This is a genomic window from Pseudomonas sp. OV226 (assembly GCF_003148705.1).
GTDB lineage: Bacteria > Pseudomonadota > Gammaproteobacteria > Pseudomonadales > Pseudomonadaceae > Aquipseudomonas.
The window spans coordinates 45,602-68,541 of sequence record NZ_QGGS01000013.1 but is presented as its reverse complement, the minus strand read 5'-3'; the positions used below and the strand labels follow the sequence as shown (position 1 = coordinate 68,541).

Here is a 22,940-nt window from a genome sequence, read left to right as displayed (position 1 = left end):
TGATTGCATTGTTATACTATAACATCAAATTAAGCCCGACACTGCGACCGGGCATCCCTGTGAGGAAATCCTGATGCCCAATCGACTTCCCGTGACCGTCCTGTCGGGCTTTCTCGGTGCCGGAAAAAGTACGCTGCTCAACTACGTGCTGCGTAATCGCGACAACCTGCGAGTCGCCGTCATCGTCAACGATATGAGTGAAATCAATATCGATGGCAGCGAAGTCCAGCGTGATGTCAGCCTGAATCGTGCGCAAGAGAAGCTCATTGAAATGAGCAACGGCTGCATTTGCTGCACTTTGCGCGAAGACTTGCTCGAAGAGGTCAGCAAGCTCGCCAAGGACGGGCGATTTGACTATCTGCTGATCGAATCCACCGGCATTTCCGAACCGCTGCCCGTGGCCGAAACGTTCACCTTTCGTGATGAACAAGGGCAAAGCCTGGCCGACATCGCGCGGCTCGACACCATGGTCACCGTGGTCGATGGCATGAATTTCTTGCTCGACTATCAAGCCGCCGAAAGCCTCGCCACCCGTGGAGAAACCCTGGGTGAGGAGGACGAGCGCTCGATCACCGACCTGTTGATCGAGCAGGTCGAGTTCGCTGACGTCATCCTGATCAGCAAAATCGATTTGATCAGCAGTCGTGAGCGCCAAGAGCTGATCGAGATTCTTCAGCGCCTCAATGCACAGGCGCAGATCATCCCGATGGTCATGGGTGAAGTTCCACTGCAGAGCATCCTCAACACCGGTCGCTTCGATTTCGAAAAAGCGGCTCAGGCGCCAGGCTGGTTGCAGGAGCTACGTGGCGAGCACGTGCCGGAAACCGAGGAATACGGGATCGCTTCGACCGCTTATCGAGCCCGCCGCCCCTTTCACCCGCAGCGTTTTTTCAGCTTCATCGACCGTCCATGGACGAATGGAAAGCTGCTGCGCTCCAAGGGTTTTTTCTGGCTGGCCAGCAAACCTTTGGACGCCGGCAGTTGGTCTCAGGCCGGCGGCTTGATGCGTCACGGTTTCGCCGGGCGCTGGTGGCGGTTTGTGCCGAAAACCCAGTGGCCGCAAGATGAAGAAAGCACCGCTGGAATCATGGAAAACTGGAGCGCCGCCACCGGCGATTGCCGCCAGGAACTGGTGTTCATCGGCCAAAACATCGACTTCGCACAACTCACCGCTGAACTAGACGATTGCCTGCTGACCGACGCGGAGATGGCTTTGGGAGCCGAGGGTTGGCGAGCGCTGCACGATCCGTTTGGTCCATGGCATGACGAGGCGGCTGCCTGATGCTGGCGCCGACTCTGAAGCGGCGTTCTGTCGTTCAACAAGTCCAGGGTGAAACGCCGAAAACGCTAACCCGAATTCTTGATGACGGGGTCAATCTAGCCACTTGGCAGCGTCAATTACCGGTACATATCGCCGATTTCGGCCACTTGCTGCTGTCGCAGAATCAGCCGCTGGCCGAATCACGGGTTCTGGAATTACTCGACGATGAGACTGAACCCGATCTGCGAGGATTAGCTTCGGGCTTCAGCGATCTGGAAGGGTATGGAGCGTTCGTCGCCGACGTGTCCTGGCTGGTCAGCGCGTTTGCCTGTTTGTTGGGCGCCAAGCGCATCGGCCTGCGTTTACGGGCACTGGACAAGGCCATGTGCCCGCGTTTCCACGTCGATCATGTGCCGGTGCGGTTAATCACTACGTATTCCGGCATCGGCAGTCAGTGGCTGCGAGAGGGTGTTATGGATCGTCGCCAATTGAGCCAACCTCAGGCTGAGCCTGTACAGGATTCGCTGATCGAGCAAATCGCCAGCGGGCATGTGGCACTGTTTAAGGGCGAGAAGTGGCACGGCAACGAAGGTTTCGGCCTGATTCACCGCTCGCCGCAACCCGCATTGGGTGAGCGTCGTTTGATCCTGACCCTTGACTGGCTGAGCTGATGCCTCACGGCTTGAGCCAGTTTCCCTGGCTCTGTGTTTCGCAAAAAGGCTTCAGATACGCCGCATCGGTGGCCACGCCGTAATAGTGAATATCCTGACGGTAAGGCATATTGGCGACTTGGGCGTTGCTGCATACGCCGAAACTGCCACTGGGGCATTGGTCGACGTACTGCACGTCGACCTTCTGGCCCGGAAGGTTGGGCTGGCAGAAACCGTCGGCGAAGAGTTTTTCCGGGATGGTGCGGTTTTGCTGGCACACTTTTACGTCGAGTCTCTCAGCTGTGCTATGTACTACGCAGGCTTGAGCCAATGCTTCACCTGAACTGAGCGCCAGCAGCAACGACAACCCCATCAAACGCATCATTTACCTCCTCTTCAGAAAACGTCGACCATGTTGCAGAACATTCCCACTCATGTCATTGCAGGCCCTTTGGGTGCCGGCAAAACCAGTCTGATCAAGCACCTGCTGATGCAGCGGCCGCTCAATGAGCGTTGGGCGGTGTTGATTAACGAGTTCGGCCAGATTGGCCTGGATGCTGCGCTACTGACCTCGGATGCCGATGGTATCGCACTGGGTGAAGTGGCCGGCGGCTGTTTGTGCTGCGTCAATGGTGCACCGTTTCAGATCGGACTCGGACGGTTGTTGCGCAAGGCGAAGCCGGATCGGTTGTTCATAGAACCCTCTGGCCTGGGACATCCGGCCCGGTTGCTTGAGCAGTTGAGTGAGGCTCCGTGGACCGGTGTACTGTCGGTACAGCGTTGCGTACTGGTGCTGGATGCCCAATCGCTCGCCGCCGGTAAACCGCTGCCTGCGGCGCAACAGGAGGCGTTAAACAGCGCCGGTTTGCTGTTGCTGAACAAGGCGGAAGGTCTCGACGACAATGATCGCCAGCGAATCACAGCGCAGTTGCCTTCCCTTCCTCTGTACTGGACGCAGCAGGCGCAATTGCCGTTGAGCCAATTGCCCGGTCTCAAGGCCCAGGCTGTAGAGGGTGTGGATAACTTCGTTTTACCCAAGGGATTGGCGCAGTTGCCGGCTATCTGGACTGATCCTGCGCTACCGATTTGTTTGAGTCAGGAACAGGCTGGGGGGTGGAGTATTGGTTGGCGTTGGCATCCTGGCCAGACGTTTGATAAGGCACTCATTGGCCAGTGGCTTGAACGTCTCGCCTGGCGGCGGGCGAAGCTGGTTATCCACAGCATCGACGGGTGGGTATCGGCGAACGCCTTGGATAACTCGGCGCTGCAATGGCAGCCCAGCGAATGGCGCGGTGATTCGCGGATCGAGCTGATTTTCAGTGAGCAGCAAGATGTTGAAGTGCTGCAAAAAAACCTGAATGACTGCCGGGTGCGTTAAGGCCTTTGATTCAAGGACGCCACTTGGTGTGTTCCTGCCGCCATTGGCTCAACTCGATGACTTCTGCGCGCGGCTTCGCTACATCGACTACGACAGGCGTGTCATCGAACGGCATCGGATAGGGCGCCAGTTCGATCTGCGCGCTATGGGCGCCGAATTGAGTGATGGTGCCGTTGTGACGGGTTTCGCCGGTCACGGTAAATTCGAAGTTATACACCCGGGCCAGGCGCCGACGGCCATTGGCGTCTTTGATGAACGCAATCTTTTTCAAGGCCACGTTGCCGTCCAGCAACTCGATGCCGAGCTTGGCACAATGCTGTTTGACCCGCTCCAGCGCACGCTCGCGCAAGCCGTGGTTGTGCCACAGCCACGCGCCACCGGTGGCGAGCAACATAAGCACGAAGATATTTCCGAGGGTCAGCATCAACAGGTTGCTCCAACTTGAGAGTGCCAGCTTAACTGCGTCGCCGGTCTGTCGTACAGGCTGTGTTTCGTCGCATACTGCGCGGCTCGAATTTCAATCGTTTTACGGAAAACTCACCGCATGAAACGTACGCCCCATCTGCTCGCCATTCAGTCCCACGTGGTGTTCGGCCACGCTGGCAACAGCGCCGCGGTTTTCCCGATGCAGCGGGTCGGGGTGAATGTCTGGCCGCTCAACACCGTGCAGTTCTCCAACCACACCCAGTACGGTCAGTGGGCTGGCGAAGTGTTGGCACCGCACCAGATTCCCGATCTGGTAGAAGGCATTGCCGCGATTGGCGAATTGGGTAATTGCGATGCCGTGCTGTCCGGCTACCTCGGCAGTGCGGCTCAGGGGCGGGCGATCCTGACCGGCGTGGCGCGCATCAAGTCGATGAATCCCAAAGCGCTGTATTTGTGCGATCCCGTGATGGGGCATCCCGAGAAAGGCTGCAGCGTACCGGCGGAAGTGAGCGATTTTCTACTGGAAGAGGCGGCCTCGGTGGCTGACTTCATGTGCCCGAACCAGTTGGAGCTGGACAGCTTTTCGGGGCGCAAACCGCAATCGTTGTTCGATTGCCTGGCCATGGCGCGAGCGTTGTTGGCGCGTGGGCCGAAGGCGATACTGGTCAAGCATCTGGACTATCCCGGCAAACCGGCAGATGGCTTCGAGATGTTGCTGGTGACAAACGAGGGCAGTTGGCACCTGCGCCGTCCATTGTTGGCGTTTCCGCGCCAGCCGGTGGGTGTGGGCGACCTGACTTCCGGGTTGTTCCTGGCGCGTGTGTTGTTGGGCGACAGTCTGGTTGCCGCCTTCGAATTCACAGCGGCGGCGGTGCATGAAGTGCTGCTGGAGACTCAGGCCTGTGCCAGCTATGAACTGGAACTGGTGCGGGCGCAGGACCGGATTGCGCATCCGCGAGTGCGTTTCGAAGCGACGGCGATCAGCCTCTGATTCCGCGTTGACCTCATCGCGAGCAGGCTCACTCCCAGATTGAATGTGTGAACGACACAGATCAAATGTGGGAGCGTGCTCGCGATGGCTATCTAAAGCAGGTCACAGACCTCAGGCATCACCCTTGATTTCCTGATACCGCTTTTCCAGCTCCTGACGAATCTGCCGACGCTGCTGCGCCTGGATGTAGCGGCGTTTTTCTTCGCTGTTGTGCGGTTGCAGCGGCGGGACGGCTGCGGGCTTGCGGTTGTCATCCACCGCGACCATGGTGAAAAAGCAGCTATTGGTGTGGCGCACCGAGCGCTCGCGAATGTTCTCGGTCACCACCTTGATGCCCACCTCCATGGACGTGTTGCCGGTGTAGTTGACCGAAGCCAGAAAGGTCACCAGTTCGCCGACATGAATCGGCTCGCGGAAAATCACCTGGTCCACCGACAGGGTCACCACGTACCGGCCGGCATAACGGCTGGCGCACGCGTAGGCCACTTCGTCGAGGTATTTGAGCAGGGTGCCTCCGTGGACATTGCCAGAGAAGTTGGCCATGTCGGGGGTCATCAATACCGTCATCGACAGTTGTGCGTTTCCGGGTTCCATAGCGCTCTCACGGTTCAAGGCAGAATTTCAGGGGCGCACCTCTGCGGGTGCCTTGTCAGCTTTTTCAAACCAACAGTTATCGGGACGCCGGGCAAGCGGCTGCCGTCACGCCCGCATCCATCTGTTTCCATATATTGCACCGCCTTTGCAGCGCAAGTCGTGGTGTTAACCTCCAAAAAGCCCAGCTCAAGGAGGCCTACCCATGCATGCCATCAGTTTCATTCAGGATCTGGCAGTGATCATGCTGATCGCGGGCGTGGTGACCGTGCTGTTCCATCGGCTCAAGCAACCGGTAGTGCTGGGCTATATCGTCGCCGGCTTCATCATCGGTCCGCACACACCGCCCTTCGGCCTGATCCACGACGAAGAAACCATCAAGACCCTGGCGGAGTTGGGGGTGATTTTCCTGATGTTCTGCCTCGGCCTGGAGTTCAGCCTGCGCAAGCTGTTCAAAGTGGGCGCCACTGCATTCATCGCTGCGTTCCTGGAAATCGTGCTGATGATCTGGATCGGCTACGAGATCGGCCGATGGTTTGACTGGAACACCATGGATTCGTTGTTTCTCGGCGCGATCCTGGCGATTTCCTCGACCACCATCATCGTCAAGGCGCTCAACGACCTGAAGATGAAAAACGAGCGTTTCGCCCAGCTTATTTTCGGTGTGCTGATTGTCGAAGACATCCTGGGTATTGGCATCATTGCGTTGCTGTCGAGCATCGCGGTCAGTGGCACAGTCAGCTCCGGTGAAGTGTTTTCCACGGTCGGCAAGCTCTCGCTGTTCATGATTGTCGCCCTGGTCATCGGGATTCTGCTAGTGCCGCGGCTGCTGGCTTACGTGGCCAGGTTTGAAAGCAACGAGATGCTGCTGATCACCGTGTTGGGGCTGTGTTTCGGGTTCTGTCTGCTGGTAGTGAAGCTGGAATACAGCATGGTGCTGGGTGCATTTTTGATTGGCGCGATCATGGCCGAATCTCGGCAATTGCTGAAAATAGAGCGCTTGATCGAGCCGGTTCGCGACTTGTTCAGTGCGATCTTTTTTGTCGCCATCGGCCTGATGCTTGATCCGATGATCCTCCTGCAATACGCCTGGCCGATCGCCGTGATTACCGTGGCGGTGGTCCTCGGCAAGATGCTGTCCTGCGGCCTCGGTGCTTTTATCGCCGGGAATGACGGACGCACCTCACTGCGCGTGGGGATGGGACTTTCGCAGATTGGCGAATTTTCTTTCATCATCGCCGCGCTGGGGATGACGCTGCAGGTCACCAGCAACTTTCTCTATCCGGTCGCTGTGGCTGTTTCGGTGATTACCACACTGCTGACACCGTATCTGATTCGCGCAGCCGATCCGCTGTCGCTCAAGTTGGCTGCCGTAATGCCACAACGGCTGGGCAGAGTGATGGGGATGTACGGCGAATGGCTGCGCAGCATCCAGCCGCAAGGAGAGGGTGCATTGCTGGCGTCGATGATTCGGCGGATTTTGTTGCAGGTGGGAGTCAATCTGGCGCTGGTGGTTGCGATCTTCTTCTCTGGCGCGTATTTCGCCGGGCACATGTCCACCTGGCTGCAAGACTGGATCATCGACCCGAGTTGGCAAAAAGCATTGATCTGGGGTGGAGCGCTGCTGTTGTCGCTGCCGTTTCTGATTGCCGCCTATCGCAAGCTCAAGGCGCTGTCGATGCTATCGGCAGAGATGGGAGTGAAACCGGAGATGGCCGGCCGCCACACACAGCGAGTGCGTCGGGTGATCGCCGAAGTGATTCCGATCCTCTCGCTGCTGGTGATTTTCCTGCTACTGGCAGCCTTGTCGGCCAGCATTTTGCCGACCAACAAGTTGCTGGTATTGATCATCGTGGTGGCTGCCGCCGTAGCTGCACTGCTTTGGCGCTGGTTCATCCGCGTCCACACGCGCATGCAAGTGGCCTTGCTTGAAACCCTGGACAACCACAGCGATGCATCTGGCCACTGACATTTGACCTGTAGCAGCCTGCGTCCGGCTGCGAAGCAGTCGTAAACCCGGATGACTCGGTTTTCCTGCAGCACCTCGTTGTCTGATATTGCGGCCGCTGCGCAGCCGAACGCAGGCTACGCCAGCTGCTACAAAGTCGGGATAGGCTAAATCAGCTTTCCAGCCAGACGTCCCGCGCCCAGTGCCATACCGATTCCCAAGTCTCTTCGGCAATCAGTTCTTCTTCGGCTTGCCACAGCACCACGGTGCCGTCTTCTTCGACGAGGTAATAGTCATCACCGTCCTGGCAGATCGGGATCATGCTGCGGTCAACGCCAGCGTCCCAGGCGTTGGCGGCAACGTCCGGCAGATAGGTGTGGGATTGTGGGTCGGTGACGGTCACCGGCTCCAGGCTGCCGTAGACGACGTCGCTGACGGTCAGCAAAAATTCTCTGAAGACGAAAGGAATGTCGATGAACAGCTGTTCTTCGATTTCAACCAGCAGGTCTTCGTCAGGCAGCTCCAAGGGGACCGGTACCGGTTCGTTGGCTTCACGCAGTTGTTCGATGATTTCTTCCACGTCCGGGATCCTCTTGCTTGATGGCGCGGTTTAGTTGGGGCGGTTTATACAGTAGCTCGCTATAGATGCAACCGCGAAATAGAAAACCCCAGCCGAAGCTGGGGTTTTTTTATGCCGCATGCTTAACGCAGCGGAGATCAGCCGTTCTGGCGGATACCGGCCACCAGCCAAGGCTGGTTTTCGCCCTGTGGACGCTCCATGTTCCAGCTTTCGCTGAACACTTCACCCTGGTCGAAACGCGAGGTCTTCGACACACCACTGAAGGTCAGGGTGGCGATGGTCTTGTCGGCACGATCATCCACGCCGTCCAGCTGAACATTGAGGTTATCAATGTAAGTGGACTGGAAACCGTCGCCCAGGTCCGCACGTTCGCGCTTGAGGAACTCGAGCATTTGCGGGGTCACGAACTCGGCGATCTTGTCCATTTCGTTGGCGTCCCAGTGCTGCTGCAGGGACTGGAAGTGGTTGCGTGCCGCTTCAATGAAGTTCTTTTCATTGAACCAGGCCGGCGCGTTGATCACTGGACGAGCGGCGGCAGGTGCTGCCGAGCCACCGAAGATCGAACCGCCCGCAGGCTTGTTCTCGAATACTTCACGCTGCATCGGCGCGTGGCCAGCCGGCGCCATGTGCTCCTGCTGCTTGCGACGACGAGCGGCGATGAAGCGGAAGACCAGGAAGGCGATGACCGCCATGATCAGGATGTCGAAGATCTGCATGCCCTGGAAGCCGCCGCCCATGAACATGGAGGCCAGCAGGCCACCGGCGGCGATGCCGGCCAGAGGGCCGAGCCAGCGCGAAGCACCGCCAGCCTTGGCAGCTGCGCCCGCGGCACCGGCAGCACCAGCGGTCGCCGCAGCGCCGCCCATGCCTGGAGAAGAAGGCGCCATTTGGCTGGTTTGGTGGGTCGGCGCAGCGCCGACGCTTTTGCCGCCACCAAAGCGCTTGGCGTTGGCGTCGAGGCTCATCGTCAGGCCGATGCACAACGCCATGGCGATGCTAAGAAAACGTTTCATAAAGGGTAATCCCATTTGTGGATGGCACGCGCGCCATGTTGCACAGCTGAAGTGTTACTGGCTAGCGGCAGAGTGTTTCGGGCTTTTGCCTGACAGGTTGCGTTCAGCTTCGGTCAGCGCAATAAGGCCTTTTGATGTCGGTCCGTCGGACGAGTGGATAGGGTCTGTTGGAGATTTGCCTAGCGTCGTAGCGCCAGCATGACCACACCGGCCGTGATCAGGCCGATCCCGCTCCATTGGCGCAGGTCGAGTTTTTCGTCCAGCAGGATCACGCCCAGCACTGCCACCAGCACCACGCTGAGCTTGTCCACCGGAGCGACCAACGAGGCCGGCCCCAATTTCAGCGCGCGGAAGTAGCAGATCCAGGAGGCGCCCGTCGCCAGTCCCGAGAGCAACAGGAACAGATAGCTCCTGGCAGAGATTGATCCTAATGACTGATATTGGCCCGTGGCGTACAAAATCAAGGCCAGGCTGACCAATACCACTACGGTGCGTAGCAGGGTGGCGAAGTCGGAATTGACGTTTTCGATGCCGATTTTGGCGAAGATCGCGGTCATGGCTGCAAACGCCGCCGACATCAGGGCCCAGAATGTCCAGGAAGAAAAAAAGCCTGAGCCCATGATTTACGCCTTATGTCAGATCAACCCGTTGAGGCAGGCTCAACACAAAACCCTGTGGGAGCGAGCTTGCTCGCGATAGCCACACCGCGATTTAACAGATACACCGCAGCGATCTCAATCGCGAGCAAGCTCGCTCCCACAGAAAAGCTATTAGATAGCTTCCAGCTTCGCGTAACCCAGCATCAGCCACTTGCTGCCTTCGCTGAAGTTCACCTGCACCCGTGCCTGCGCGCCGGAACCCTCGAAGTTGAGGATCACGCCGTCACCAAAGATCGAGTGCCTTACAGTCTGACCCAGGCTGAAGCCGGTTTCCGGAATCTCGCTGCCGCTGAACAGGTTGCTGCCGCTCATCGATTGATTGCCACCGAACGGACGGCTGACACTGTTGGACAGCCGCACTTCCTGGATCAGGCCTTTCGGTACTTCCCGTACGAAACGCGAGACCTTGTTGTAAGTTTCGCTGCCGTACAGGCGTCGGGTTTCAGCGTAGGTCATCACCAGGTTTTGCATCGCACGGGTGATGCCAACGTAAGCCAGGCGACGTTCTTCCTCGAGACGGCCAGGCTCTTCCAGGCTCATCTTGTGTGGGAACAGGCCTTCTTCCATGCCCACCAGGAACACGTAAGGGAATTCCAGGCCCTTGGCGCTGTGCAGCGTCATCAACTGAATACTGTCTTCGTGCTCGTCGGCCTGAGTATCCCCGGCTTCCAGCGACGCATGGCCGAGGAACGCCGCCAGAGGCGTGAGCTCTTCATCTTCTTCAGCGTTTTCGAAGTTGCGCGCGGCGCTGACCAGTTCCTCAAGGTTTTCTACCCGAGCCTGGCCCTTTTCGCCTTTTTCCGCCTGGTGATAAGCAATCAGTCCCGATTGCTCAATGACCGTCTGAGTCATCAGGTGCAGGGGCATTTCCATGCACTTGGCAGCGAGGTTTTCGATCAGCTCGATAAAGGCGCCGAGTGCGCCAGCGGCACGACCGGTCAGGCCTTTGTTCGCCACCAGGAGGCGCATGGCTTCCCACATCGACACATCACTGTGCCGCGCATGGTCGCGGATCGCTTCGACCGTTTTCTCGCCGATGCCTCGGGCCGGCACGTTGATCACCCGTTCCAGCGCCGCATCGTTACCCCGGCCTTCCAGCAAACGCAGGTAGGCCATGGCGTTCTTGATTTCTGCCCGTTCGAAGAAGCGCTGACCGCCATAGATGCGGTACGGAATGCGCTCGCGCAACAAGGCTTCTTCCAAAACGCGCGATTGGGCGTTAGAGCGGTATAAAATCGCGATATCGCTGCGGGCCAAGCCGGTTTTCAGCGCGCTTTCGATGGTTTCCACCACGTAGCGTGCTTCGTCGTGTTCGTTGAACGCCGCGTACAGATTGATTGCTTCGCCTTCGCCGCCATCGGTCCACAGCTCTTTGCCCATGCGCCCGGTGTTGTTGGCGATCAGGGCGTTGGCGGCTTTGAGAATGCCTGCGGTGGAGCGGTAGTTCTGCTCCAGACGAATGGTTTGGGCATCCGGAAAGTCATCGGAATACTGATAAATGTTCTCGATTTTCGCGCCACGCCAGCCGTAGATCGACTGATCGTCGTCGCCCACCACCATCAGGCTGTCGCCGCCCTTGGCCAGCAAACGCAACCAGGCGTACTGCACGGCGTTGGTGTCCTGGAACTCGTCCACCAGAATGTGGCGGAAACGCTTCTGATAGTGAGCCAGCAAGCCCGGATGGTCGCGCCACAGGTCGAGGGCACGCAGGAGCAATTCGGAGAAGTCGATCACGCCGGCGCGCAGGCACGCGGCCTCATAGGCCTCATAAATGCTGCGCATGGTCGCCAGAAACAGGTCGCCGCTGGCTTGAATGTGTTGCGGACGCAGACCTTCGTCTTTCTGCCCGTTGATGAACCACTGGGCCTGCCGGGCCGGCCAGCGTTGTTCGTCCAGCCCCAGCTCGCGGATCACGCGCTTGACCAGTCGTTGCTGATCGTCGCTGTCGAGAATCTGGAACGTCTGGCTCAGCCCGGCCTCCTGCCAATGCGCCCGCAGCAAGCGGTGCGCCAGGCCGTGGAAGGTACCTACCCACATGCCGGCCGGGTTGATACCCATCAGCTGCTCGATGCGATGACGCATCTCGGCGGCGGCCTTGTTGGTGAAGGTCACCGACAGGATTGAGTGGGGCGAGGCGTTTTCGACCTGGATCAACCAGGCGATACGGTGCACCAGCACTCGGGTTTTACCGGAGCCAGCACCGGCCAGGACCAACTGACGACCCACGGAGGCAGCTACGGCCTGGCGTTGGGCATCGTTGAGGGAGTTCAGCAGAAGGGAGAGATCATCGCGCATCGGGGCATTCTAGGGTGCGCCGTCACACCGGGCAAACCGAGCTTTGCATTAGCCGATGAAAGATGCACGAAGGACGACCGGTCAGTCACTGGCTGCAGGCGTTGGCGGGCCGCGCTCCAAGGGTTTTGGAGGGGTGGCGGGGTGCGTAAATATTGTCGAATTTATGATCTGGAGCAGTTTGGCAAGTGCATCGGCTTGTGTATGCTCCGTCGACGTTTCGGGCCCATGCTCATCATTATAAGAACAAGAACATTGCCTATGACCCTCAGCACCGACCTGTCGGGCCCCACAGTGGAGCCTCGGGTTATCCGCAAGCAGTACGCAATGGAAATGGCGGTCGAACGCACGCGACTGCTTTACCAGGGGTCGCTGCTGCCCACGTTGTTCATGTTAATCAATGGTCTGGTCTGTGCCGGTTTGCTCTGGAGCCCACAGCGCTATTTCCTGGTCAGCATCTGGCTGGTGTGGCTGTTGTCGCTGGTGGCGTTGCGGGTAATTCAAGTGGCAGCCTTCGATTCGGCGATTCCTGACCGGCAGGCACATCCGATTTGGTGGCGTATGTTTTTGCTGGGCTCTGGCCTCACCGGCCTGACCCTGGCCGGGGCCGGGATTGCGTTGGTGCCCGCCGACAACTTCATGCAGCAAGCGTGGGTGTTTGGCCTGATCGGTGCCGCCGCCCTTTCCGCCAGCGTTGCGTACGCCGTCAGCCTGCCAGCATTCCTGTCCTTTACCTTGCCCTGCCTGTTGCCGGCCATCGCCTATCTATTTTGGGGCGGTGATAAACAGGATCAGGGCTGGGGTTGGTTCGGGTTGATTTTATTGGGCGCGTTGAGCGTGATCGCCTGGCAGGTCAATCGGCTGATCGACAGCGGGTTGCTGCGCCGCTTCCAGAATCAGGCGCTGATCGAGCACTTGCAGCAAGCGCAAAGCCGCAGCGATCAACTCAATCACGAACTGGCCAAGGAAATCGACCAGCGCCGCTGCGCCGAAGACCGATTGCGTGAAGCCCAGGTCGAGTTGGAAAACCGTGTGGCCCAGCGCAGCATGGAGCTGGACGCCGCGAATCAGGCCCTGAGCAAGAGTGAAGCGCGCCTGGCATTGGCGCTGAAGGCCAGCGAACTGGGTCTGTGGGACTGGAACCTGCAAACCGATGAAGTCCACCACACGCAGATTCAGGAATTGTTCGGCCTGGCGCCGGAGTATGTAACGGCCATGCTGCGCCATCTCAAGCCGCGCCTGCACCCGGAAGACCTGCCGGTGTTGAAGCACACACTGGTCGAGCATTTGAAAGGCCGCACCGAGGATTACCAGATCGAGTACCGCGTGCGGCATGGCGACGGTCATTGGGTATGGATCGAAGACCGTGGCCGGGCCGTCGAGCGCAGTAAAAGCGGCCGGGTGATCCGCATGGTCGGCACCCGTCGCGACATCAGCGCAACCAAAGGTCAGGAAGAGCAGCGCCAACTGGCGGCGACGGTGTTCGAAGCCGCCAGCGAAGGCATCATGATTTTCGATCCGAATTACGCCTTGATCGCTGTGAATCAGGCGTTCAGCCGCCTCACCGGTTATGACATCGGCGACATGCTGGGGCGCAATGTTGTCGAACTCCCGTGCAGTCGCGATGCTCGCCGGCACTACGGCGCGATTCATCAGGCGCTGGAGCAGCACGGGACGTGGCAAGGCGAGTTGGTGGAGACCAGGAAAAACGGCGAACTCTATCCGCAGTGGCTGCAACTGAACGCAGTGCGCGATTCGCGGGGAAATGTGAGTCATATCGTCGGCTTCTTCGCCGATCTGTCGGCCCGCCGCGAATCCGAAGAACGCATGCGCTATCTGACTCACTACGACGAATTGACGGGCCTGGCGAACCGCTCGCTGTTCCGGGAACGGCTGCACGAAGCCCATCAACGGGTGCGTCAGGGCGGACGTAGCCTGGCATTGCTGCACATCAATCTGGATCGCTTCAAACTACTCAATGACAGCCTGGGGCATGACGTCGCCGACCAATTGCTGCAGAAAATGTCCCGGCGCCTGGTCAACGCGTTGCCAGAGGCTGACACGATCGCCAGGCTTTCCGGCGACGAATTTGCGGTGCTGTTCGATGCTTACGGCAACTTGTCCAGCCTGGCGCGAGTGGCGACGCGTTTGTCGACCAAACTGCGGTTGCCCGTCACCATTGATGGCCATGAGTTGGTGGTGAGTGCGTCCATGGGCATCAGCATGCTGCCGGACAACGCACGGGAAATATCCGCGTTGGTCAGTCAGTCGAACATGGCCATGCAGCACGCCAAGCACTTGGGCGGAGACAACTTCCAGTTCTATACCGAAAGCCTGCAAGCCAGCACCCTTGAGCGCTTGCAGCTTGAAAACCAGTTGCGCAAAGCCATCGACGAAAAGCAGCTGAAGGTCTTTTACCAACCCAAACTCTGCCTTGCCACGGGGCGCTTGAATGCCGCTGAAGCGTTGGTTCGCTGGGATCACCCGACCATGGGCCGGGTACCGCCGGGAGACTTTATCGGCCTGGCCGAGGAAACCGGCCTGATCGGCCCGATCGGCGAATTCGTCTTGCGTCAGGCCTGTTGGCAAGCCTGCGAGTGGCAGCGGCAGGGGCTGGACCCGATTCGCGTGTCAGTCAATCTGTCCGTGCATCAATTGCGCCAGGGCAAGCTGGTCAGCCTGGTGCGTCAAGTGTTGGAAGAAACCGGCCTGGCGCCGCACTACCTGGAACTCGAACTTACTGAAAGCCAGTTGCTGGACAGCGTCGAGCACATCATCGCGACCTTCCAGCAACTGCGAAATCTGGGCGTGAAGCTGGCGATTGATGATTTCGGCACCGGGTATTCGTCCCTGAGCTACCTCAAACGCATCCCGGTGGACTACGTGAAGATCGATCAGGCGTTTATCCGCGGCCTGGGGGAGGGCAGCGAGGATGCGGCGATTACCCGGGCGATCATTGCGATGGCGCACGGTTTGTCGCTCAAAGTGGTGGCCGAAGGCGTGGAGCGGCAGGAACAGTTGGAGTTTCTGAAAACCGAGCACTGCGATGAAGTGCAAGGTTATCTGATCAGTCGCCCAGTCGAGGCCGACGACCTGGCTACGCTTTTACGCAACGACACAAATTCCCAGTAGCAGCTCCGAAACTCGGGCCACAGTGCTACATGGAACGCATGTCGCGTGGAATGGGGGCATCGAGTTACGCATTGAGCAGGCAAAAAGCCAATTCTTGTAGTATAACTACAAGCTTGCTACATCCCCGGCACCTGCCAATAACAAAGAGTCCAGCCCTTTGAATCTGCTGCAACACATCGCCCAGTCACGCCACCTCTTACGCAAGTCGGAGCTCAAGGTCGCAGACCACGTGCTGCTTGATCCTGCGGCGGTGATGCACAGTTCCATGGCCGACCTGGCCCACAGCGTTGGCATCAGCGAGCCGACCATCGTGCGCTTTTGCCGCGCCATCGGTTGCTCCGGGTTCCAGGACTTGAAACTGAAGCTGGCGCAGAGTCTGGCGGCCGGTGCGAGCTTCGGCCAGTTCGCGATCCATGAAGACGACTCCGTCGCTGACTACAGCCTGAAAATTTTCGACACCACCCTGCACACCTTGATGGAGGTTCGCGAGAAACTCGATCCGGTGGAGTTGCAGCGTGCGGTCACGCTCATGTCCCAGGCCCAGCGTGTCGAGTTCTATGGCTTTGGCGCATCGGGTGCAGTGGCGGCGGATGCCCAGCACAAGTTCTTCCGTTTGCTGCTGACAGCGGCGGCGTATTCCGACCCGCATATGCAGGCGATGTCGGCAGTGACGTTGAAGCCCTCGGACGTGGCGATCTGTATTTCCCAGTCGGGGCGCTCCAAAGACCTGCTGATCACGGCCAACATCGTGCGTGAAAGTGGCGCCTCGCTCATCACCTTGTGCCCGAGCCAGACACCGTTGGCTGAGCTGTCGACCGTCAACCTGGCGATCGATGTGCACGAAGACACCGAAATCTATACGCCGCTGACCTCGCGTATCGCTCACCTGGTGGTGATCGATGTGTTGGCGATGGGCGTGGCCATGGCGCGCGGGCCGAGCCTGGTCAATCACCTCAAGAGCGTCAAGCGCAGCCTTCGCAGCTTGCGGCTGTCACCCAAGTCGGTGAAAGCGCTGGACGACTGACGTCGTCGTAAGGTCGTACCGACCTTAATCGTCGGAACGCCGCCCGGACCAGGGTCGCACATTTGATCGCGTTCTCCTGTGTGCGAGCCTGCTCGCGAAGGCGCCCTCAAACATGACAACTTTCATCTGCCTGTAACCCACCCGCCGCCAAACCGTCATCCCCCGCGCCTATCTTGAAACTCCCGTAATCGCCTTGGGAGACTCGAAATGGCCCAGCCCTACGAAGAACGCAACAGCGCTGCCAAAACTCGCCGTCAGCAAGAAGATCAGCGCCGCATGGAATTTCGCCGCGCGATCGAAGATCGCTGCGAGCGCCGCCAGTTGTTGGCCGAGATTGGTGATTTTCCTGAGCTGGAGCTCAACTACTGGCAGGCCGCGCCGACAGCTTCCCGTCGAAACGCTCAACCAGGGCGCTGATCTGTATCCGCTCGCTGCGGATAAACGCAAGGAATGCGTGCGCCACCGGTGACAGCCGTTTGGCCTTGGCCTGCACCAGGCACCAACTGCGGTACAGCGGCAGCTCTTCGACCGGCAACTCAATCAGTCCGCCGGTCGCCAACTCAAGGTTCAGGGCGTGACGCGTCAACAGCGCTACGCCCAGACCCGCCAACACACATTCACGCTGGGCTTCGGCTGACGAGACTTCCTGGGTCTGGTTGAAGTGCACGCGCTTTTCCTTGAAATACTCTTCGCACGCCAGTCGCGTTCCGGAACCGGGTTCGCGCAGCAAGAGGGTGTAAGGCTCAAGGTCCTGCAGGCGTAGAGGCCCCATGTGGCTGAGCGGATGATCCGGTGGCGCCACGGCCACGATCGGATTGTTGAGGAAGGGCAGAAACTCCAGCCCCATGTCCTGGGGCACCATGGACATGATCACCAGGTCGTCGCGGTTATCGGACAGTCGACGAATCACCTGTCCTCGGTTGACCACTGTCAGTTGCAGATTCACTTCTGGATGCTGGCGCTTGAACGCGGCAAACAGGTGCGGGACGAAATACTTGGCGCTGGATTCCACCGCCAGCTTCAACTGCCCTTGAAGAGATCCCTGCATGTCCGAGAGTTGCATGTCGAGGTTTTCCAGGCGCCCGAAAATGTCCCGGCTGGCACGTTGGAGTGCTTCGGCGGCCTCGGTCATGTAGAGTTTTTTGCCGACATAATCGAACAAGGGCTGACCAATCAGCTCCTCAAGTTGCCGAATCTGTAGGCTGACGGCTGGTTGTGTGAGTGACATTTCGTCGGCTGCTCGGCTGTAGGACCTCAGGTCGCAGACTTCATTGAAAATCTGCAACTGACGCAATGTCATACGCATCAAGGACTTACGCATATCTAAGGACTCTCGCCAAAGGCTGATGCCTTAACTATAAGTCTTTACTTATGCCTAACCCAATTATTAATCATTTTTGTTAATCCCTTGTGGGGGCTAGTGTGGGGCCGCGACTGAATTGAAACATTTGGTCACGCGTCGACCTGGTCTAGCAGGTCGTGGGTACCACAGGCTCAAGGGAACCTCCAAAAGTGATAAAAAAGATCCTGATCGCCAACCGTGGTGAGATTGCCGTACGAATCGTACGTGCCTGCGCCGAGATGGGCATTCGCTCGGTCGCGATCTATTCAGACGCCGACCGTCATGCCTTGCATGTGAAGCGTGCGGATGAGGCCCACAGCATTGGTGCCGAGCCATTGGCCGGCTACCTGAATGCGCGAAAATTGGTGAACCTGGCCGTGGAAACCGGTTGTGATGCGTTGCATCCCGGTTACGGCTTCCTCTCGGAAAACGCTGAACTGGCCGATATCTGCGCAGAGCGCGGCATCAAGTTCATTGGTCCATCGGCTGAAGTCATACGCCGTATGGGCGACAAGACAGAAGCCCGCCGCAGCATGATCAAGGCCGGCGTGCCGGTTACGCCTGGCACCGAAGGCAACGTCGCGGACATCGCCGAAGCTTTGGTCGAAGGCGACCGTATTGGTTACCCGGTGATGCTCAAGGCAACCTCCGGTGGTGGTGGTCGTGGTATCCGTCGCTGCGACAGCCGCGAAGAACTTGAACAAGCCTTCCCGCGCGTGATCTCTGAAGCCACCAAGGCCTTCGGTTCGGCGGAAGTGTTTCTGGAAAAATGCATCGTCAATCCAAAGCACATCGAAGCGCAGATTCTCGGCGACAGCTTTGGCAACGTGGTGCACCTGTTCGAGCGTGATTGCTCGATCCAGCGTCGCAACCAGAAACTGATCGAGATCGCCCCGAGCCCGCAGCTGACCCCTGAACAGCGCGCCTACATCGGCGACCTGTCGGTGCGTGCAGCCAAGGCCGTGGGTTACGAGAACGCCGGCACCGTGGAGTTCTTGCTCGCCGAGGGCGAGGTGTACTTCATGGAAATGAACACCCGGGTGCAGGTGGAACACACCATCACCGAAGAAATCACCGGCATCGATATCGTGCGTGAGCAGATCCGCATCGCATCGGGCCTGCCGCTTTCGGTGAAACAGGAAGACATCCAGCACCGCGGTTTCGCGCTGCAGTTCCGGATCAACGCCGAAGACCCGAAAAACAACTTCCTGCCGAGCTTCGGCAAGATCACCCGTTACTACGCACCCGGCGGCCCCGGTGTGCGTACCGACACGGCGATCTACACCGGTTACACCATTCCGCCGTTCTACGACTCCATGTGCCTGAAACTGGTGGTGTGGGCGTTGACCTGGGAAGAAGCGATGGACCGTGGCTTGCGTGCCTTGGACGACATGCGTCTGCAAGGGGTCAAGACCACCGCCGCGTACTACCAGGAAATCCTGCGTAACCCGGAATTCCGTAGCGGCCAGTTCAATACCAGCTTCGTTGAAAGCCATCCTGAACTGACCAACTACTCGATCAAGCGCAAACCCGAAGAGCTGGCCCTGGCCATCGCCGCCGCCATCGCCGCCCACGCAGGCCTGTGAGGAATATAACAATGACTAAGAAGATTCACGTAACCGACACCATCCTGCGCGACGCCCACCAATCGCTGCTCGCCACCCGCATGCGCACCGAAGACATGCTGCCGATCTGCGACAAGCTCGACAAAGTCGGCTACTGGTCGCTGGAATGCTGGGGCGGCGCGACCTTCGACGCCTGCGTACGCTTTCTGAAAGAAGACCCGTGGGAGCGTCTGCGCCAGCTGCGCGCGGCACTGCCTAACACTCGTCTGCAAATGCTCCTGCGTGGCCAGAACCTGCTGGGTTACCGCCACTACAGCGACGACGTGGTCAAAGCCTTCGTCGCCAAAGCCGCGGTCAACGGTATCGACGTGTTCCGTATCTTCGATGCAATGAACGACGTGCGTAACCTGCGCGTGGCCATCGAAGCGGTGAAAGCGTCGGGCAAACACGCTCAAGGCACCATCGCTTACACCACCAGCCCAGTGCACACCATTGAGGCATTCGTGGCGCAAGCCAAGCAAATGGAAGCCATGGGTTGCGACTCGGTGGCGATCAAGGACATGGCCGGCCTGCTGACACCGTACGCGACCGGTGAGCTGGTCAAGGCATTGAAATCCGAGCAGTCGCTGCCAGTGTTCATCCACTCGCACGACACGGCCGGTCTGGCCGCGATGTGCCAAATGAAGGCCATCGAAAACGGTGCCGACCACATCGACACCGCGATCTCCAGCTTCGCCTGGGGCACCAGCCACCCTGGCACCGAATCGATGGTCGCCGCCCTTAAAGGCAGCGAGTTCGATACCGGCCTGAACCTGGAGCTGCTGCAAGAGATCGGTCTGTACTTCTACGCCGTGCGCAAGAAGTACCACCAGTTCGAAAGTGAGTTCACCGCCGTCGACACCCGAGTTCAAGTCAACCAGGTACCGGGCGGGATGATTTCCAACCTGGCCAACCAGTTGAAAGAGCAGGGCGCGCTGAACCGCATGAGCGAAGTGCTGGCTGAAATCCCGCGCGTTCGCGAAGACCTCGGCTTCCCGCCGCTGGTAACGCCGACCTCGCAAATCGTCGGCACCCAGGCGTTCTTCAACGTGCTGGCTGGCGAGCGCTACAAAACCATCACCAACGAAGTGAAGCTCTACTTGCAAGGCGGCTACGGCAAGGCGCCGGGCACTGTTAACGAACAACTGCGTCGCCAGGCAATCGGTAGCGAAGAAGTGATCGACGTTCGTCCAGCCGATCTGCTCAAGCCGGAAATGGCCAAACTGCGTGCTGAAATTGGCACCGTGGCCAAGTCCGAAGAAGACGTGCTGACCTACGCAATGTTCCCGGACATCGGTCGCAAGTTCCTCGAAGAACGCGCTGCCGGCACCCTGACCCCTGAAGTGCTGCTACCGATTCCTGAAGCCGGTCGCGTGACCTCGGCCGGTGGCGAAGGCGTGCCGACCGAGTTCGTCATCGACGTTCACGGCGAGACCTACCGCGTCGACATCACCGGTGTCGGCGTCAAGGCTGAGGGCAAGCGTCACTTCTACCTGTCCATCGACGGCATGCCGGAAGAAGTGGTGTTCGAGCCGCTCAACGAATTCGTCGGCGGCGGCAGCAGCAAGCGCAAGCAAGCCACTGCGCCGGGCCACGTCAGCACCACCATGCCGGGCAACATCGTCGATGTGCTGGTCAAGGAAGGCGATACCGTGAAAGCCGGCCAGGCCGTGCTGATCACCGAAGCGATGAAGATGGAAACCGAAGTCCAATCGGCCATCGCCGGCAAAGTCACCGCCATTCACGTGGCCAAGGGCGACCGGGTCAATCCGGGCGAAATCCTGATCGAAATCGAAGGCTGATTTAACAGCCTCGATTGACCGCTTTAAACCTCGGGGGGGCATGTGCTCCCCTTTTTTTTCGCCGCTAATTTGTGGTGGTCAGAAATTCATCCGCCATTGGCCGGTGACACCATGGCTTCGACTGTCGGTGCCCATCTCGCCGTTAACGCCGACACCCAGCGTATGTCTTGCTGATAATCCAAGGTCCAGTCCTGCATCGACTGCCAGGTTGTTACGGTCCAGCGGCGCACCGGAAACGGTGTAGTTTCTACCGCCCGTTGCCAGTCGTTGACGGGAATCGCTGGCGACATCACCGTAGGTGTGTTTCCAGCTGGCACTGAATCGCGGCGTCAGTTGCATGCCGTTATTCAGCACATTGAGTTTCGCCAGGCGCAGGCCGAACGTGGTGCTCATATTGTTCTGGGTCTGGCCCTGAACTTTCAGCGCCGCAGCGCCACCTTTTTCCGTGTAGCTGTCACGCTGATAGCGTTCGTAGCCAAGGCTGGCGAACGGTTCGATGCTGACGTTGGCACGCCCCAGGTTGTAACCCACTTCAGCGAAAGCCTGCTGGGTGTTGGCGTCGTAACGGCCTTCCGGGCGATCGCTGAAACCTTTGAAGGCCACCCGGCGTTTGGTGTTGCCGTCGTGATTGCCATAAGTCGCGCCCAATCGCAGCGACATGGGGCCGTTCTGGCGCAAGGCATAGGCGCCCAGATACCAGCTGTCGAGATCGCCATCGAGGTCGCGGCTATCGAGGCGTGTTTCGGATTTGCCACCCATCATCCCGATACGCCATTCATCATCGATGCCCCAATCGGCGCCCAGCACCAGGCCTTGGGTGGCGTGTTTCAAGGGGTCAACTTCACGATCCAGTGTTCCGCCATGACCTAACGCTTGAAGCCAGACCCTGCCGTTGTCTTCGCTGCCCGCGGCCAACCGTGGAGCGTTGTTGCGGTTTCTGCCGGAGTTGTAGTTGCTGGCGCTGTCCAGTTGGCGCATGGCCGAGAGCATGGTTGTGCTCACCGGGTTGGCGCTGGAGAGCGTTGCCTTGGCGAGATTGGCGGTGGTGCCGCCGGCCAGTTGCTCGATGGCATGGGATGCGGTTGTCTTGTCGCTGGCCAGCAGGGCCACGACTGCGGCGTTTTTGGGGCTGGATGGCGTTGGGGTCGAAGATGATTCATTGGCAGTAACGGGGGAGGTGTTTTCAGATGGCGTCTGCCCTCTCGGCTCCTCAATACTTGCTCCTAATTCCTGTCCGTTCTTCGAAGTCGCGATGCTTTCGATAGGTACATCGTTTCGGGTCAAGACCAAGTCGACTTTCTTAGGATCGTCGTATAGGACAACAGGCGTCAAAAAGACAAGGTTGTTGATCACATTGCCAAATCGGCCCTCGATTTTATCGGCCACAAGAATGCTGTTTGCGCTGATTGTCGGGTAGTCACCGGGTGCGGCAGCGATGTTCAGTGTGGCGCCACCGAGCGTGGCGGTGCCATCGACTACTATCGTTTCACTTTTGCGTTCAGGGTGGACCTCGTAGACCAGTTCGGCAGTGTTGGAAAGCTTCAGGTCACCCTTAACTTTTGGGGCGCCGTGCACCTTATCCACCAAAAATTTTCCGTTTACCTCCAGCGAACCCGTGCGACCACCGCCCGCAAATACCCCTTTTTCGTGAATAAAGACGTCGCCTTCGATCGTACCCGGGTTATTCAGGATGCCACCTGATTGCACGGTGACTCCGCCGCCAATCCTGCCGTTGTTGACGAGCGTGCCTTGGGTCAAGGCATCTCCCAGGACGTTACTGTTATTGACTAGCTTCGTTTTGGGGCGCACCAAGGCGCCTGAGTTGAAGTCACCCTCGGCACCATTCAAGGTCCAGGTGCCACGTTTGAGATCCAGTCCTTCGAAATTTCGACTGTCGCCTAACGTGCCAGCGCTCGCCGTATCCAGTTGCAGAATATTGGTGCCGCCACCACCGTCAATCAATCCGGTGATGCTCCCGTGGCGGGATACGGTGACCAGATCATTGTCGTCACTGAAGACTCGGTTAACACCGTCCACTGTTTTGCCGATGATGACCTTATTGGTGTCAGGGGCACTGATGAACACATCAAGCGCTGCCAAGACCTGATCCGGCGTTTCAAGCGCGGGGGCCGTGTTTTCGACAGGACTTTGTTGGGCAAAAACTTCAGTGCAACCCAGCGCAAGTGCGATGGCCAGCGCCAAGTGATGGGGTCGGTATTTGTGCTGAACAGACATTGAATTTAGCCT

Annotated in this window: 19 protein-coding genes; 10 read left to right on the top strand and 9 right to left on the bottom strand. The window is 58.7% G+C overall.

Annotated elements, in window-relative coordinates; all coding sequences use genetic code 11:
• Positions 1–73: 73 nt before the first annotated feature.
• Together zigA and C7534_RS20085 are read left to right on the top strand one after the other, a co-directional pair.
• Entirely contained in the window at positions 74–1,282 is a 1,209-nt protein-coding gene (gene zigA / locus C7534_RS20090; protein ID WP_109786793.1) for a zinc metallochaperone GTPase ZigA, read from the top strand.
• Complete coding sequence (locus C7534_RS20085; protein WP_046030816.1) at positions 1,282–1,932, top strand: DUF1826 domain-containing protein; 651 nt, start codon at positions 1,282–1,284, stop codon at positions 1,930–1,932. The genes zigA and C7534_RS20085 overlap by 1 nt, the downstream gene beginning before the upstream one ends.
• Positions 1,933–1,936: 4 nt before the next feature.
• Here the strand turns inward: C7534_RS20085 and C7534_RS20080 are convergent, their stop codons facing one another.
• A complete protein-coding gene (locus C7534_RS20080) occupies positions 1,937–2,293 on the bottom strand; it encodes a hypothetical protein (protein ID WP_046030815.1) in 357 nt (118 codons plus the stop codon).
• 30 nt (positions 2,294–2,323) lie between these two features.
• Here C7534_RS20080 and C7534_RS20075 point away from each other — a divergent pair, with 30 nt between their 5' ends.
• Positions 2,324–3,289, top strand: a complete 966-nt coding sequence (locus tag C7534_RS20075) for a CobW family GTP-binding protein (RefSeq protein WP_109786792.1) — start codon at positions 2,324–2,326, stop codon at positions 3,287–3,289.
• A gap of 10 nt (positions 3,290–3,299) precedes the next feature.
• On the opposite strand, the gene C7534_RS20070 is transcribed toward C7534_RS20075, so the two are convergent.
• Positions 3,300–3,713 carry a DUF3301 domain-containing protein gene (locus tag C7534_RS20070; protein ID WP_046030812.1) on the bottom strand — a complete coding sequence of 138 codons (414 nt, stop codon included), beginning with the start codon at positions 3,711–3,713 and terminating at the stop codon, positions 3,300–3,302.
• Between the two features lie 120 nt (positions 3,714–3,833).
• Between C7534_RS20070 and pdxY the strand changes: the two genes are divergently transcribed.
• A complete protein-coding gene (gene pdxY, locus C7534_RS20065) occupies positions 3,834–4,706 on the top strand; it encodes a pyridoxal kinase PdxY (RefSeq protein ID WP_109786791.1) in 873 nt (290 codons plus the stop codon).
• A gap of 111 nt (positions 4,707–4,817) precedes the next feature.
• Here pdxY and C7534_RS20060 read toward each other — a convergent pair whose 3' ends face one another.
• On the bottom strand, positions 4,818–5,300 hold the full coding sequence (locus C7534_RS20060) for an acyl-CoA thioesterase (protein WP_046030810.1): 483 nt from the start codon (positions 5,298–5,300) through the stop codon (positions 4,818–4,820).
• A gap of 202 nt (positions 5,301–5,502) precedes the next feature.
• On the opposite strand from C7534_RS20060, the gene C7534_RS20055 reads away from it, so the two are divergent.
• Positions 5,503–7,266 (top strand): cation:proton antiporter, encoded by a 1,764-nt coding sequence (locus C7534_RS20055; RefSeq protein ID WP_109786790.1) that lies wholly within the window; start codon positions 5,503–5,505, stop codon positions 7,264–7,266.
• Between the two features lie 151 nt (positions 7,267–7,417).
• Here C7534_RS20055 and C7534_RS20050 read toward each other — a convergent pair whose 3' ends face one another.
• From C7534_RS20050 to uvrD, 4 genes are all read right to left on the bottom strand, one after another.
• Entirely contained in the window at positions 7,418–7,825 is a 408-nt protein-coding gene (locus C7534_RS20050) for an SMI1/KNR4 family protein (protein WP_077430996.1), read from the bottom strand.
• A 137-nt stretch (positions 7,826–7,962) separates the two neighbouring features.
• Positions 7,963–8,838 (bottom strand): Tim44 domain-containing protein, encoded by an 876-nt coding sequence (locus C7534_RS20045; RefSeq protein ID WP_046030807.1) that lies wholly within the window; start codon positions 8,836–8,838, stop codon positions 7,963–7,965.
• A 179-nt stretch (positions 8,839–9,017) separates the two neighbouring features.
• Positions 9,018–9,458, bottom strand: coding sequence for an EamA family transporter (locus C7534_RS20040; protein WP_109786789.1), 441 nt, complete (start codon positions 9,456–9,458; stop codon positions 9,018–9,020).
• 150 nt (positions 9,459–9,608) lie between these two features.
• Positions 9,609–11,792, bottom strand: a complete 2,184-nt coding sequence (gene uvrD, locus C7534_RS20035; protein ID WP_046030804.1) for a DNA helicase II — start codon at positions 11,790–11,792, stop codon at positions 9,609–9,611.
• 258 nt (positions 11,793–12,050) lie between these two features.
• Here uvrD and C7534_RS20030 point away from each other — a divergent pair, with 258 nt between their 5' ends.
• The 3 genes from C7534_RS20030 (at position 12,051) to C7534_RS20020 (ending at position 16,362) form a co-directional block, all read left to right on the top strand.
• Complete coding sequence (locus C7534_RS20030) at positions 12,051–14,921, top strand: EAL domain-containing protein (protein ID WP_077430998.1); 2,871 nt, start codon at positions 12,051–12,053, stop codon at positions 14,919–14,921.
• 157 nt (positions 14,922–15,078) lie between these two features.
• Complete coding sequence (hexR, locus tag C7534_RS20025; RefSeq protein WP_077430999.1) at positions 15,079–15,945, top strand: transcriptional regulator HexR; 867 nt, start codon at positions 15,079–15,081, stop codon at positions 15,943–15,945.
• 207 nt (positions 15,946–16,152) lie between these two features.
• Positions 16,153–16,362, top strand: coding sequence for a PA3496 family putative envelope integrity protein (locus tag C7534_RS20020; protein WP_077431000.1), 210 nt, complete (start codon positions 16,153–16,155; stop codon positions 16,360–16,362).
• On the opposite strand, the gene C7534_RS20015 is transcribed toward C7534_RS20020, so the two are convergent.
• Positions 16,304–17,266: a LysR family transcriptional regulator gene (locus C7534_RS20015; protein WP_046030800.1), complete on the bottom strand. Its 963-nt coding sequence runs from the start codon at positions 17,264–17,266 to the stop codon at positions 16,304–16,306. The genes C7534_RS20020 and C7534_RS20015 overlap by 59 nt on opposite strands.
• A 191-nt stretch (positions 17,267–17,457) precedes the next feature.
• Here C7534_RS20015 and C7534_RS20010 point away from each other — a divergent pair, with 191 nt between their 5' ends.
• Positions 17,458–18,873, top strand: coding sequence for an acetyl-CoA carboxylase biotin carboxylase subunit (locus C7534_RS20010; protein WP_046030798.1), 1,416 nt, complete (start codon positions 17,458–17,460; stop codon positions 18,871–18,873).
• A gap of 11 nt (positions 18,874–18,884) precedes the next feature.
• Entirely contained in the window at positions 18,885–20,693 is a 1,809-nt protein-coding gene (oadA, locus tag C7534_RS20005; protein WP_046030796.1) for a sodium-extruding oxaloacetate decarboxylase subunit alpha, read from the top strand.
• A gap of 78 nt (positions 20,694–20,771) precedes the next feature.
• Here the strand turns inward: oadA and C7534_RS20000 are convergent, their stop codons facing one another.
• Positions 20,772–22,928: an autotransporter outer membrane beta-barrel domain-containing protein gene (locus C7534_RS20000; protein ID WP_109786788.1), complete on the bottom strand. Its 2,157-nt coding sequence runs from the start codon at positions 22,926–22,928 to the stop codon at positions 20,772–20,774.
• Positions 22,929–22,940 lie beyond the last annotated feature (12 nt).